This window comes from Flavobacterium sp. WC2409, from assembly GCF_041200085.1.
In the GTDB taxonomy this organism is placed as follows: domain Bacteria; phylum Bacteroidota; class Bacteroidia; order Flavobacteriales; family Flavobacteriaceae; genus Flavobacterium.
Window position 1 is genome coordinate 3409300 of record NZ_CP165625.1, and the last position, 13530, is coordinate 3422829.

Sequence of the window (13530 nt, forward strand, 5' to 3'; positions counted from 1 at the left end):
TTTTAAAACGAGATAAGAGCGGATTTTTTTTATACGATCAATTTTATGATCATCATTTTTTCTTTTTAAGTATTTTTTGATGATATAAAAAGTAAAAGTCGGATTTATTATTAATTTACATCGATTTCGTTGTTAAAAATCTTAATTTTTTAGTTTTTTCAAATTTAATAATAATCTAAAAGTTCTATATTTGTTACTCTTTCAAAAAAACAAACTAAAAAAGAACCTGATGAAGACTTTAAACGATTTTGATTTCAAAAATAAAAAAGCAATAATACGCGTTGATTTTAACGTGCCTTTGGACGAAAATTTTAATGTGACTGATGCTACTCGTATCGAAGCAGCAAAACCTACAATTGATACTATTCTTGCTCAAGGTGGAAGTGTAATCTTGATGTCACACTTAGGAAGACCTAAAGGAGTTGAAGAAAAATATTCTTTGAAACATATATTAAAAACAGCTTCAGATATTCTTGGAGTTCCAGTTCAATTTACTTCAAATTGTATTGGTGAAGAAGCGAAGAACGCTGCTGCAAACTTAAAAGCAGGAGAAGTTTTATTATTAGAAAATCTACGTTTTCATGCTGAGGAAGAAGCTGGAGATGTTGCTTTTGCAAAAGAATTAGCTTCACTTGGAGATATTTATGTAAATGATGCTTTTGGAACAGCACACAGAGCACATGCTTCAACAACAATTATTGCACAATTTTTCCCAACAGAAAAATGTTTTGGAGCATTATTAGCAAAAGAAATTGAAAGCTTAAATAAAGTTTTAAAGAACAGTGAAAAACCAGTAACAGCAGTTCTTGGAGGTTCTAAAGTTTCTTCTAAAATTACAGTTATCGAGAATATTCTTGACAAAGTAGACCATATGATTATTGGTGGTGGAATGACTTTTACTTTTGTTAAAGCATTAGGAGGAAAAATTGGAGAATCTATTTGTGAAGATGACAAACAAGAATTAGCATTAGAAATCTTGAGATTGGCTAAGGAAAAAGGAGTTCAAATTCATATTCCTGTAGATGTAGTTGCTGCGGATGATTTTTCAAATACAGCAAATACTAAAATTGTGGATGTAAGAGAAATTCCTGATGGATGGCAAGGTCTTGATGCAGGTCCAAAATCATTGGAAAACTTCAAAAAAGTAATATTAGAATCTAAAACGATTCTTTGGAACGGACCTTTAGGTGTTTTTGAAATGGAAAGTTTTGCTAATGGAACTATCGAATTAGGAAACTTTATTGCAGAAGCTACAGAAAATGGTGCTTTTTCACTTGTAGGTGGAGGAGATTCAGTTGCAGCAGTAAAACAATTCGGTTTTGAACATAAAGTAAGTTACGTATCAACAGGTGGTGGTGCAATGTTAGAAATGCTTGAAGGTAAAGTATTGCCAGGAATAGCTGCAATTCTAGATTAATAAATACATTTTTAACAATATTTATTGAATTTTTTAGTTCTAACATATTAAGTTTGTAAAAAAATGGCGTAGTAACCATTTATAATTAAGGATGTTGACATAAAAAAGCATGAATATAAAAAATACCACAATAGCATTTTTACTATTGCTATCGATTCCTTTGTTTTCGCAAGAAGTTGCTGAAAGCAAAGGAATTGTTGTTATAGAAAACAATTTATCTTATCTCGATTCTATCAAAAAAACCTTTGTCAATGATGAAATGGCGTCTTGTGTAGATAGTTTATGGATGAAAGAATTGACAAATCTTGATTTGTATAATGACATTACAAATGATATTGAAAACATAAATATTGATGAAAAAGTAGATTATGAATTGCCAACTGAATTGTTGAAATCGCGATTGGAGGCCATGAATGCAAAATCTCCTTTTAGAATTGAATACAATGAGAGTCTTGAAAATGTAATTCGGTCTTTTCTAAAGTACAGAAAAAAATCATTTGAAAAGTTGATGGCTATTTCGGATTATTATTTCCCCATGTTTGAAGAGGCTTTTGCTAAAAAAAATGTCCCATTGGAAATTAAATACTTAGCAGTGGTTGAATCGGCATTAAACCCAAGAGCCGTTTCAAGAGTAGGAGCAACGGGTTTATGGCAGTTTATGTATCAAACAGGAAAACAGTACAATCTAAAAATTGATTCTTATATCGATGAGCGCAGTGATCCTCTAAAAGCGACTGCTGCAGCAGCACAATACATGGCTAATATGTATGCCATTTTTGGCGATTGGGAGCTGGTATTAGCTTCTTATAATTCTGGTCCAGGGAATGTTTCTAAAGCAATACGAAGATCAGGAGGAAAACAAAACTATTGGAACATTCGAAAAAATCTTCCTAAAGAAACACAAGGGTATGTTCCTGCTTTTTTAGCAACTATGTATCTTTATGAATACCACAATGAACATGGAATCAGACCTGATAAAGCGCTAGTGCAGCGTTTTGAAACGGATACCATTTTAATGAAAAAACAAATGTCCTTTAAACAAGTTTCTGATTTATTGGATGTGCCTGTCACTCAACTTCAATTGTTAAACCCGTCTTATAAGTTAAATGTAATTCCTTTTTATGGAGATGAAAACCATTATTTAAGATTACCCAAAGAAAAGATTGCACTATTTACTTCAAATGAAGATAGAATATATGCCTATGTTCAACACGAATTAGATGGTAGAGAAAAACCTTTTCAAAACTCAAGAGCAATTGTTTCTAAAGAAGAAAATACAGATGGAAGAACTCAAACAATTACACATACAATAACCAAATATTATAAGGTAAAACGTGGAGATAATTTAGGTAATATTGCTGATAAATATGATGTCGCTGTAACTGATTTAAAAAAATGGAATAAACTAAGAAGCAATACCATTTCCTATGGTAAAAGTTTAAAAATTATCTCAACAGAAAGCATTGTAAAAGTAATGAAGAAAGAACCTGAAGTAGCACCAATTTCAAGAGAAACTATTTTAGAAAACCAAAGAATTGCTTCCATGAAATTAAAAATTAAAAAAGAAGTAAAATCGGATAGTTTATCACCTAATAATACTTCTTTTTATGTTGTTCAAAAAGGGGATAATTTAAATGTGATTGCTGAAAAAAATAATGTTTCGATTGCAGATATTAAAGAATGGAATCATCTTTCAGCATCCACAATTCAACCTGGAAAATCACTACAAGTCTCGGCTACTATAGTAGAAGAAACCAAAGAAGAGGTAGTCGCAATTACACCAGAACCAGCAGCGTTAAAAGACATTAATTATACGGTTCTAAAAGGGGATAATCTTAGTATTATTTCAAGAAAATTTGGAACAGCAATAGCTGACTTAAAAGAATGGAATAATTTATCGAATCAAAATATAGCTGTTGGAAGTTCTTTGATTGTGGCCAAAAATGAAGTAGCCATTACTACCGATAATGCAACAGCAAGTTCGTTTAAGAAAAAAGATAATTATTCGAAAGCTTCAGTAAACAAAGCAATTGATTATTATGTTCAAAAAGGGGACTCTTTGTATAGCATTTCAAAAAAATATCCAGGAGTATCGGTCTCAGATCTTAAAAAATGGAATGGCATTCGCACTGAAGGGATTAAACCAGGAATGAAATTGAAAATTAATGGATAATACAATAATCTTCAATAAATTTGGGTTTGAATTCATAATTGAATCATAATGAACAAAAACCATTTATTATTTCTACTTATTATTCTCGTACTGATTTTTTCTTGCAAAAAGAAAGACGATGCAATTCCACGTAAAACAACAGGAGCAATAAATACTATTTCAGTAATTATTGATGATCAATTATGGAATGGTGAAGTAGGTGACAGTGTCAGAAATAAGTTTGCTTCACCAGTTATTGGACTGCCACAAGAAGAACCTCTTTTTACTATAAATCAATATCCAGTTAAACTAATGGAGGGATTTATGACGGACAGTCGCAATATTATCGTTATAAAAAAAGGCGAAAAAAATAACTTTGAAATAAATAAAGACCAATATGCTTCACCTCAAAATGTATTCCATATTTCTGGTAAAACGGGAGGAGATATTATTGCAATTATTCAAAAGCACAGCCCGGAAATAATCAAACTAATTCGTAAAACTGAAATTGAAGAATGTCAAAGGATAAATAAAAAATCACTACTAGACCCTAAAATAATTACTGATAAATTCCATATAAATTTAGAGGTTCCTACCAGTTATCAATACGTAATACAACAGGAAAACTTTATATGGTTGAAAAAAGAAATTATAAGTGGAAATACAAGTTTGTTACTTTATCAAGTTCCTATAAATGCACTTAAGAAAGGAAATAACCTAGTTACAAGTATCATAAGTATGCGCGATTCTATTGGAGGATTGTACATTCATGGAAAAGAACCCAATACGGATTTAATTACTGAGGAAGCGTATGCACCATATTTTTTCAAGATAAAACTAGACGGCAAAGTAGCTTATGAAACAAAGGGAACATGGGAATTGAAGAATGATTTTATGTCGGGTCCCTTTATTAATTATGCGATTATAGATGAAGAACACAACAGAGTTTTAGTTTTGGAAGGATTTAGTTACTCCCCTTCAAAAGAAAAAAGAGATCTAATGCACGAGTTGGAGTCTATTATTAAATCAGTTAAAATTATTAAATAACAATTTGTTAAATTCGCGATTTTAAATTTTATATTCACACTCAAGATAACAATTACCAATGACAATAGAATGGAAAATAAAGCCTTTTGACGCACTTTCAGTTCATGAGCTATATGATTTACTAAAATTAAGAAGTGAGATCTTTGTAGTGGAGCAAAACTGTGTTTATTTGGACCTTGACGGCAAGGATAAGATTGCATTGCATCTTTTTGCGGAATATGATGGTAAAATTGTGGCACACGCTCGCCTTTTTAAAGCAGGAATTAGTTTTGATAATGCTTCAATAGGTAGAGTAGTTGTAGATGCAAATTATCGCGACAGAAAATGGGGGCATGATTTAATGCGAGAAGCAATTGCTGGAATTAAACAACACTTTAACCAAAGTAAAATTACGATTGGTGCTCAATTGTATTTAAAAAAATTTTATGAAAGTCATGGATTTGTTCAAACGAGTGAAATGTATTTAGAGGATGATATTCCACATATTGAGATGACAAAGGATTAAATCTTAGTAATTAAAAACTCCACTCTACGATCAACCGCTTCCCCTTTTCCCAAGGGGAATTTGTTTCCACAACCTTTATAAGTCATTCGAAGGCTATTGACATTTTTTGAAATTAAATACCAGAATACAATTTTGGCCCTATTTAAAGACAATTTTCTTTCGTTGGTTGCCCGATCAATTGCATCATAATAGTAGCTGGGAGTACAGCACACATGACCTCTAATTTCAAATTCAATATTTTTGTTTTTCTGAAGTTGTTCGGCAATCTTATCCAACTCCTTTTTTGAGTTTGAACTTAATTTACTACTTCCAAGTTGAAATAGGATATTTTCAAAATAAATACGATCACCTACACTATGCTTCTCTTGAATAGAATTATAAATTCCTTTTCCAAAACTATTTTTTTTAACTATTAATAAATCTACACGTCTATTTTTGGAGCGAATTTCTGCTAAGTTTGCGAAGACATCTTCTGTTATTATTACGCGCCCTTTTCCTTCAATAATTAAAATTTTATTTTTATTAAATCCATGAGAAGTGAGTACTGCTTTTACAGTGTTAACTCTGTCTTCGGATAATTTATAGTTATAGTCATTATTGCCTCTATCGTCACAGTAGCCATAAATTTGTATGGATTCTATAACTGTGGTATCCGCTTTTATGACAAAATCAAGAATGGCTTGTTCTTGTTGATTGTCAATACTATATTTATCAAAATCAAAATAGATTGTTTCGACTTTTTTTTCTTGCGCAAAAAGACAACCAAAAGACAGTAATGTAATTAACTTTAAATAGTTGAGCATTAAATTTTCAGGATGTTTTTATAGTTTGTGGTATTGTTTAAAATGTCGATTGATTTTTGAATTTCCGAATTGTTTTTTATATAATATTGATAAAATCCTTCTTGATATTGATATCTTTTAATGATTTCTTCAACAATAATTTTTTTAATTTCTTCTTTATTTTTGTCTAATTGTGTTTCTTCACTCTTTTGAAGAGCATTTAGTAATTGTTGATATTCAGTACTAATAGTATCGTCAATTTTTTCTTTTTTGGCTACAGCCAAAGTATTCTTTAAAGCCAATTCTGTTTCCGTATCAAAAGAGAATTTTTCTGCTTTTAAAAACAGTTTGAAATCTTGATAATCGGCATCAGTTATAGTGGGGATTTTATCTCCTAGATTTGGATTCTTATAATAATAACGAGTTACATAATTAAAGATACCATCATTTTTTAGTAAAGCATCAGTGATAACACTAGTGTTTGATTCTTTAAGTTCGATATCAGGAGAAACGCCTCCACCATCATAAACCGTTCTTCCTTTACGTGTTTTAAAAGCATTGTAATTTTTTTCAGAAGTTCTTGTTGCTACTCCATTTTTGTCTTTATGTGCATAGTCTAATGCTTGAATGCAACGTCCTGACGGAGTATAATAACGAGAAATAGTTACTTTTAGCTGGGTATTGTAGGTCAAATCAATTGGTTTTTGCACGAGTCCTTTCCCAAAACTTCTACTCCCCACAATAACGGCGCGGTCTAAATCTTGTAAGGCTCCCGAAACAATTTCAGATGCTGATGCACTTCTTCCGTTTACAATAATAACTAATGGAATTTGAGTGTCTACAGGGTCAAAAGCGGTTTTATAAGTGTTGTTGTGGTTTTCAATTTTTGATTTTGTAGTGACAATGACTTCATTTTTTGGTACAAATAAATTACAAATGTTCACGGCTTCATTTAAAAGCCCGCCTGGATTTCCTCGTAAATCTAAAATGATTCTTTCGGCACCTTGTCTCTTTAGTGATTCTAATGCTTCTTTGGTTTCATTAGATGCTTTTTTGTTAAAATGAGCTAAAACAATATAGCCCGTTTTTTCATCTATTTTGGTGAAGAAGGGAACTGATTTGATTTCAACTTCGTCCAAAATAATCTGTGCCGTATTCACCTTACCTTGACGGATGTATTTGATGTCAATTTTGGTGTTTTTTGCCCCTTTTAATAATTGTGAAGCATCCTCTTTGAATTCAGATAAAAGCACATCACCTATTTGTATAATTTCATCTCCAGGTTTGAAACCTGCTTTATCGGCAGGGAAATTTTTATAGATTTCTTTAATTATTAATTTATCTTGTTTTCGAGTAATTAAAGCGCCTATTCCGGTATATTCGCCAGTGTTGTTTATTTTAAATCGTAATACATCTTGCTCATTGAAATAAACAGTGTAAGGGTCAAGACTGGCTAGCATTCCTTTGATAGCGCTATCCATTAACTCTCCCGGATTTGTTTCGTCCACATAATTAGTGTTCAATTCCTTGAAAAGAGTAGTGAATATTTCTATTTGCTTCGCAATTTCAAAAAAATCGTTTTTGAAACTCGCACCTACAAATATAAAGGCCGAAGCGACAATAGGGATGATGTATTTTTTTTTGAAAAAAGGGGCCATAGCATTTAGATTCTAACTTTAAAGATTACTAAATTAAGCAATAATAAATTCATTTATGTAGTAAACTGTATGTTCATTTTATTTGAAAAAAGAAAAATTATCCCGTAATAGAATCATTCCCATTTTCATGGGTTTCTTTTTTTGCAGTTTGAGCTATAAACTTCTCAAACAATTGAATTGTTTTGGTATTGATTTCTTCGAATGATAGGCGGTCTTTGCTTTGGTAAAAAAACATAAAAGCATAGGGTTTATCTAAACTATCAATAAGGAGATGCTTGTTAAGGCGGTAGGTTTCCCGGAGCACTCGTTTGAAATAATTTCGGTCAACCGCTTTTTTAAAGTGCTTTTTCGAAACAGAAACGCCCATTTTTATTTTTTGAGCATCAACGGTGTCATCTGCATAGTAAACCAATCGTAAAGGGTATTTGGAAACCGATTTCCCTTCAGAAAACAATAATCCAATCGTAATTTTACTTTTAAGTTTTTCGTTTTTGGAATAAGTGAAGTTCATTTCTATAAAAAAAGGCAAAGATTTCTAAAAAGCAAAGGTACAATTAAACCCGAAACCTATTATTGTTTAGGAATTAAATACCACTAAAAATATATTTATTACTTTTGTGTCTAATTTATTTAGCATGCAAAAACTGATTTCGTATCCCATATCCGTCATATATTATTTGTGTTTTGGTCTTACGTTGGTTGTGTTTCATCCTATTCAATGGGTTTGTTTTAATTTATTTGGATATCAAGCCCATAAAGTGAGCGTTGATTATCTAAATTTTTTTTTACTCAAATGCACAAATCTTTTAGGGACAACCTACAAGTTTGAAAATCTGGATAGCATTCCTGAAGGAGTTCCATTAATATTTGTATCCAATCATCAAAGCATGTATGATATCATAGCGATGATTTGGTTTATGCGTCGTTTTCATTGTAAGTTTGTCAGCAAAAAGGAATTGGGTAAAGGAATTCCAAGTGTTTCGTATAATTTAAGACACGGAGGTTCAGCGCTTATTGATAGAAAAGATCCAAAACAAGCCATACCAGCAATTAAAGGATTATCCGAGTATATTGAAAAAAACAATCGTTCAGCTGTAATTTTCCCTGAAGGAACACGAAGTAAAACGGGTCATCCAAAACCGTTTGCACAAAGCGGACTAAAGATATTGTGCAAGTATGCTCCATCGGCTTATGTAGTTCCAATAAGTATAAATAATTCATGGAAAGTGGTGAAATATGGTTTTTTTCCACTTGGTTTAGGAAATCGCCTTACCTTTGTAATTCATAAGCCTTTAAAGGTAAGTGAATTTAAATTTGAAGAGATCATAGAAAAGGCTGAAAGCGCCATAGTAAAAGGAATAAAATTTTAATTTATATAAAATGTCAATAAAAAACATTCGATTAGAAGTAATGCAGTTTTTAGAAAAAAACGTGGCAAGCTATGTTGATCAGTATTTAATACCTGTTGAAGAAATATGGCAACCCTCTGATTTTTTACCTAATTCTGAAAGCGATAATTTCTTAGAAGAAGTAAAAGAGTTACGTGAAATATCTAAGGACTTACCTTACGATTTCTGGGTAGCAATGGTAGGAGATATGATTACCGAAGAGGCTTTGCCAACCTATGAAAACTGGTTAATGGAAGTTGAAGGTGTAGATAATCTAGAGAGAAACGGTTGGGCCCAATGGGTTCGTCAGTGGACAGGTGAAGAAAACCGTCATGGAGATTTACTAAATAAATATTTGTATTTATCTGGTCGTGTAAATATGCGCGAAATTGAAATGACAACACAGCATCTTATCAACGACGGTTTTGATATTGGTACTGGTAGAGATCCTTATAAGAACTTTGTTTACACTAGTTTTCAAGAATTAGCTACTTATGTTTCTCACAATAGAGTTTCTCAATTAGCGAAAAGCTATGGAGATAAAAAATTAGCTAAAATGTGTAAAATGATTGCTGGTGACGAAATGCGTCATCACCATGCGTATAGTGAATTTGTAAATCAGATTTTCAAAATTGATCCTAGCGAAATGATGCTTGCTTTTCAATACATGATGAAAGCTAAAATTGTGATGCCAGCGCATTTCTTGAGAGAATCAGGAGCAAAAATTAGTTCTGCTTTTGAATTATTCTCTGATTCAGCACAACGTATTGGTGTTTACACAGCTAATGATTATGTCGAAATCATGCAAAAATTAATTGACAAATGGGAAATTGATAAAATCTCAGGTTTAACGGATGAAGCCGAGAAAGCGCGGGATTACTTGATGAAACTACCAGCAAGAATGGCTAGAATTTCGGAAAGAATTGTAATTCCTCAAGAAACTCATATTTTTAAATGGGTTGAACCTGCAAGATTATAGTCTTTATGACTGAATAGATAGATTCAAATATATAAATGTTGATTTTTAAAGTGTTAAAACTTTGAAAATCAACATTTTTTTTAAAATTATAAAAAATGAACAACACAGATATTATTAGTAAAACAATCGCTTTTGTAAAAGAAAAACTCAATAATGCTGAGGGTGGACATGACTGGTTTCATATCGAAAGGGTGTATAAGAACAGTATATTGATTGCTAATGAGGAAGCTTGTGACTTAACTGTGGTGAAATTAGGAGCGTTACTTCATGATATTGCCGATAGCAAATTTCATGGCGGTGATGAAACAATAGGCCCCAAAACGGCACGAACATTTCTAGAATATGAAAATGTAGATGAATCTATTATTGATCATGTTGTAAAAATCATTGAAAACATCTCTTTTAAAGGTGGGAATTTTGAAAAGAATTTCTCGTCTATAGAATTGGATATTGTTCAAGATGCAGATCGTTTAGACGCTATTGGAGCTATTGGAATCGCGAGAACGTTCAATTATGGCGGATTCAAAAATAGAGCGCTGTATGACCCTAATATTGCTCCAAACACAAAAATGAATAAAGAAGAGTACAAAAATAATGAGGCTCCAACAATCAATCATTTTTATGAAAAATTATTACTCTTAAAAGATAAAATGAATACTCCTTCAGGAAAAGCCATTGCAACAGAAAGACACCGTTATATGGAAGGGTTTTTGTCCCAGTTTTATGCGGAATGGGATGGGGAAAAATAATGATTCATGAATGAAGATTAACGATTTTTGATTGCTGATTGAAATCAAAAATCGTTAATTAAAAATCGAATATCTTAAATAATCCCTTTTTCTTTCATTTCGATTATTACATCCGACGCATTTTTAAAGGTAGGCGCTTGTTCAATAATACTTCCAACCCTTTTTTTATTCAGTTTAAAAGTGATGTCATTTTCGGTTGTGAATAATAAAGCAGTCAAAAATGGATTGTTCATATAGGGAAACAAAATTGCATAGGCATCTTCCAAAGTGTGAAAACTTTCCACTTCTTCTGTTTTATAACGAGCCATAAGCGAAAGTGTGTATCCACCTTCATCTAATAAAACGGGTCGTATATAAATATTTTTCAATTCGGTATCACCTATGGTTTTTGCCAAAGTTAATTTGGCATAAGTACCTTCTTGAATGCTTTTTTTTACGCTTTCCCAAAAAAGGGCAAATATTGGTTCGTATGACATGAGTTTATTTTTAGGTTTGATTTTCTCAAAAATGGAGAGTGCAAAATTAGGTTTTGTAAGTGAAAAGAGGAATGTATTCTATGAAAACTTTGTTTTTATAAATAGAAAACCGCAGATTCATAGCTTTATATTCTGTGAATCTGCGGTTTATTTTCAAATGTAAAGATTTACTCTCCAGTAAAAACGGCTTTTCTTTTTTCTAAAAAAGCAGTAGTCCCTTCTTTAAAGTCTTCGGTTCCAAAACATTTTCCAAAGGATTTTATTTCTGTTTGAAAACCATTTTCTCCTTCTTTATAATTTGCATTGATTGCATTGATTGCCATGCTAATTGCTACCGGAGAATTTTTCATGATTTTTTGAGCTATTCCATTACAGAAATCCAAAAGGTCCGCTTGAGAAACGATGTGATTCACTAAGCCTGTTCTGTATGCTTCATCAGCGTTAACCATTCCTGCCGTCATAATCATTTCCATGGCACGTCCTTTACCAATCAATTGTGGCAAACGTTGTGTACCTCCATAACCTGGGATAACTCCTAGAGATACTTCTGGCAAGCCCATTTTTGCATTTTCTGATGCTACTCTAATATGACAAGCCATAGCGAGTTCTAAACCGCCACCTAAAGCAAAGCCGTTAATGGCTGCTATTACTGGGATTTTAAGGTTTTCAACAAAATTAAATAAAGTGTCTTGTCCTTGAGCTGCTAACTGAACTCCCTCTTCCACAGAAAAATCAGCAAATTCAGCAATATCTGCTCCAGCGACAAACGCTTTTTCTCCGCTACCAGTCAAGATAATTACTCTTATATCGTGACTTTTTTCAAATTCTTGAAATGCTTGATGCAATTCTTGAATAGTCAATCTGTTCAGCGCATTCAACTTTGTAGGGCGGTTAATCGTTATGGTAGCAATATTATTTTCGGAAGTAATAAGTAGGTTTTCGTAGCTCATTGTAGTAAATTAAGAGTTAATTATTGGTAAAGAAACCGTAAAAGTAGTTCCTTGTCCATATTCTGTTTCAAAGGTAATTGTTCCTTTATAATTTTCAATAATATTTTTGATAATACCAAGACCTAATCCCATTCCACTATTTTTAGTAGTAAACTTAGGTTCAAATATACGGCTAATATCCTCAGGTTTAATTCCTATTCCATTATCCTTAACCATAATTAATACTTTATCATTATCTCTTTTAACCGTTACATGCACTGTTTTGTCATCTTGTTGTTCTGGAATAGACTGAATGGCATTTTTAACCAAGTTGGTTATAATGCGGATGAGTTGTGTTCGGTCAATTTTAGATATGATCTCTGGAGATTCACTTTTAAAAACAATCTCCTCTTCATTGAAAATATCTAAGGTCAATTCGACAACTTCAACAACATTCAACGTCTCGTTTTGCTGCGCAGGCATAGAGGCAAAATTAGAAAAAGCAGAAGCAACAGCGTTCATAGTATCAATTTGCTGGATTAATGTTTCTGAATAATCATTCATTTTTTGTTTAACATCGGCAGCGGTTGGGTCAAATTTTCGTTGAAAACTTTGTACCGTTAATCTCATAGGAGTCAACGGATTTTTGATTTCATGAGCCACTTGTTTGGCCATTTCGCGCCAAGCTTCCTCTCTTTCACTTTGTGCCAGTTTTACAGCACTAATTTCTAGTTCGTCCACCATTCGATTGTAAGCCGTAATCAATAAATTTATTTCTTTGCTGCTAGCTTCTAATACAATTTTCTTGTTTTTTTGATTCAAACTCGTTTCGTATAATCGGTCAGAAATAGTCTTTAACGATTTTGTAATGTAAGAGGAAAGAAAGTAAGCTAATGCAAAGGCAACAATTAACATGAAGGAATATACTTGGCCTAAACGAATGAGGAAACTATTTAATTCCTTGTCATAAAATCCGTCATCTTCCAGATAAGGGAGGTTTAAAATCCCTAACGGCTTGAATTTATCGTCCTTAATTTGTGTAAAAGAAGACCGGTTTTTAACTCCATTTACGGTCTTTATGTCTACATATCGCTTTTCAATTGAAGACCGAACTAGTTTTAGAATGTATTTAGGAATAGGAGGAGAAACGCTATCCACCGAAAAGGATTCTTTGGATGATTTTAATAGCTTTCCGTCTAAACTGTAGATGTTTATTTCAATATTATGAATGTGGGCCAGTTCATGGATTTTATCTTTGAATATTAAATCTAAATTCTCTGTAGTCAAAGGATATGTAGTAGTGGAAAGGACATAATTAATATGCTCACGTACTGCATTTTCTTTGCGTTCTAATCGCTCTTGATGGTATTCTTTGGCTTCGTTTTTAAATTGGATTATTGAAATAGAAGCAAGTAAAACAGAGGCTACAATTATCAATACGATCATCG

General features: G+C 32.2%; 13 protein-coding genes. 7 read left to right on the top strand and 6 right to left on the bottom strand.

Features of this window, described 5'->3' with window-relative positions; all coding sequences use genetic code 11:
- The first annotated feature begins 229 nt into the window (after window positions 1–229).
- From pgk to AB3G34_RS14585, 4 genes are all read left to right on the top strand, one after another.
- Window positions 230–1417 carry a phosphoglycerate kinase gene (gene pgk, locus AB3G34_RS14570; protein ID WP_367756251.1) on the top strand — a complete coding sequence of 396 codons (1188 nt, stop codon included), beginning with the start codon at window positions 230–232 and terminating at the stop codon, window positions 1415–1417.
- 109 nt (window positions 1418–1526) lie between these two features.
- Window positions 1527–3590, top strand: a complete 2064-nt coding sequence (locus AB3G34_RS14575; RefSeq protein ID WP_369752876.1) for a LysM peptidoglycan-binding domain-containing protein — start codon at window positions 1527–1529, stop codon at window positions 3588–3590.
- A 48-nt stretch (window positions 3591–3638) separates the two neighbouring features.
- Complete coding sequence (locus AB3G34_RS14580; RefSeq protein ID WP_369752877.1) at window positions 3639–4616, top strand: DUF4837 family protein; 978 nt, start codon at window positions 3639–3641, stop codon at window positions 4614–4616.
- Window positions 4617–4674: 58 nt separating this feature from the next.
- Window positions 4675–5121: a GNAT family N-acetyltransferase gene (locus AB3G34_RS14585; protein WP_367756257.1), complete on the top strand. Its 447-nt coding sequence runs from the start codon at window positions 4675–4677 to the stop codon at window positions 5119–5121.
- Here the strand turns inward: AB3G34_RS14585 and AB3G34_RS14590 are convergent.
- The 3 genes from AB3G34_RS14590 to rnpA form a co-directional block, all read right to left on the bottom strand.
- Window positions 5118–5924, bottom strand: coding sequence for an OmpA family protein (locus AB3G34_RS14590; protein WP_367772803.1), 807 nt, complete (start codon window positions 5922–5924; stop codon window positions 5118–5120). The genes AB3G34_RS14585 and AB3G34_RS14590 overlap by 4 nt on opposite strands.
- Window positions 5924–7561, bottom strand: coding sequence for a S41 family peptidase (locus tag AB3G34_RS14595; RefSeq protein ID WP_367772805.1), 1638 nt, complete (start codon window positions 7559–7561; stop codon window positions 5924–5926). Before AB3G34_RS14595 ends, AB3G34_RS14590 begins: the two co-directional genes overlap by 1 nt.
- 97 nt (window positions 7562–7658) lie before the next feature.
- Window positions 7659–8072, bottom strand: coding sequence for a ribonuclease P protein component (gene rnpA, locus AB3G34_RS14600; protein ID WP_367756263.1), 414 nt, complete (start codon window positions 8070–8072; stop codon window positions 7659–7661).
- 124 nt (window positions 8073–8196) lie between these two features.
- Here rnpA and AB3G34_RS14605 point away from each other — a divergent pair, with 124 nt between their 5' ends.
- The 3 genes from AB3G34_RS14605 (at window position 8197) to AB3G34_RS14615 (ending at window position 10677) form a co-directional block, all read left to right on the top strand.
- The gene (locus AB3G34_RS14605) at window positions 8197–8931 is read left to right on the top strand and encodes a lysophospholipid acyltransferase family protein (RefSeq protein WP_367772807.1); all 735 of its coding nucleotides are present in this window, start codon (window positions 8197–8199) and stop codon (window positions 8929–8931) included.
- A gap of 10 nt (window positions 8932–8941) precedes the next feature.
- Window positions 8942–9928, top strand: a complete 987-nt coding sequence (locus tag AB3G34_RS14610) for an acyl-ACP desaturase (RefSeq protein ID WP_367756267.1) — start codon at window positions 8942–8944, stop codon at window positions 9926–9928.
- A gap of 95 nt (window positions 9929–10023) precedes the next feature.
- Window positions 10024–10677: an HD domain-containing protein gene (locus tag AB3G34_RS14615; protein ID WP_367772809.1), complete on the top strand. Its 654-nt coding sequence runs from the start codon at window positions 10024–10026 to the stop codon at window positions 10675–10677.
- 74 nt (window positions 10678–10751) lie between these two features.
- Here AB3G34_RS14615 and AB3G34_RS14620 read toward each other — a convergent pair whose 3' ends face one another.
- The 3 genes from AB3G34_RS14620 to AB3G34_RS14630 form a co-directional block, all read right to left on the bottom strand.
- Window positions 10752–11153, bottom strand: a complete 402-nt coding sequence (locus tag AB3G34_RS14620; protein WP_367772811.1) for a hypothetical protein — start codon at window positions 11151–11153, stop codon at window positions 10752–10754.
- Window positions 11154–11320: 167 nt separating this feature from the next.
- Window positions 11321–12103 (bottom strand): enoyl-CoA hydratase/isomerase family protein, encoded by a 783-nt coding sequence (locus tag AB3G34_RS14625; protein WP_367772813.1) that lies wholly within the window; start codon window positions 12101–12103, stop codon window positions 11321–11323.
- Between the two features lie 9 nt (window positions 12104–12112).
- The gene (locus AB3G34_RS14630; protein ID WP_367774083.1) at window positions 12113–13528 is read right to left on the bottom strand and encodes a PAS domain-containing sensor histidine kinase; all 1416 of its coding nucleotides are present in this window, start codon (window positions 13526–13528) and stop codon (window positions 12113–12115) included.
- Between the last annotated feature and the right edge of the window lie 2 nt (window positions 13529–13530).

Bases quoted from the DNA above. Each gene is read 5' to 3' on its own strand.
- AB3G34_RS14630 (WP_367774083.1), bottom strand. From the start codon at position 13,528: ATGATCGTATTGATAATTGTAGCCTCTGTTTTACTTGCTTCTATTTCA.
- AB3G34_RS14590 (WP_367772803.1), bottom strand. From the start codon at position 5,924: ATGCTCAACTATTTAAAGTTAATTACATTACTGTCTTTTGGTTGTCTT.
- pgk (WP_367756251.1), top strand. From the start codon at position 230: ATGAAGACTTTAAACGATTTTGATTTCAAAAATAAAAAAGCAATAATA.
- AB3G34_RS14610 (WP_367756267.1), top strand. From the start codon at position 8,942: ATGTCAATAAAAAACATTCGATTAGAAGTAATGCAGTTTTTAGAAAAA.
- AB3G34_RS14575 (WP_369752876.1), top strand. From the start codon at position 1,527: ATGAATATAAAAAATACCACAATAGCATTTTTACTATTGCTATCGATT.
- AB3G34_RS14615 (WP_367772809.1), top strand. From the start codon at position 10,024: ATGAACAACACAGATATTATTAGTAAAACAATCGCTTTTGTAAAAGAA.
- AB3G34_RS14625 (WP_367772813.1), bottom strand. From the start codon at position 12,103: ATGAGCTACGAAAACCTACTTATTACTTCCGAAAATAATATTGCTACC.
- AB3G34_RS14580 (WP_369752877.1), top strand. From the start codon at position 3,639: ATGAACAAAAACCATTTATTATTTCTACTTATTATTCTCGTACTGATT.
- AB3G34_RS14595 (WP_367772805.1), bottom strand. From the start codon at position 7,561: ATGGCCCCTTTTTTCAAAAAAAAATACATCATCCCTATTGTCGCTTCG.
- AB3G34_RS14585 (WP_367756257.1), top strand. From the start codon at position 4,675: ATGACAATAGAATGGAAAATAAAGCCTTTTGACGCACTTTCAGTTCAT.
- AB3G34_RS14620 (WP_367772811.1), bottom strand. From the start codon at position 11,153: ATGTCATACGAACCAATATTTGCCCTTTTTTGGGAAAGCGTAAAAAAA.
- AB3G34_RS14605 (WP_367772807.1), top strand. From the start codon at position 8,197: ATGCAAAAACTGATTTCGTATCCCATATCCGTCATATATTATTTGTGT.
- rnpA (WP_367756263.1), bottom strand. From the start codon at position 8,072: ATGAACTTCACTTATTCCAAAAACGAAAAACTTAAAAGTAAAATTACG.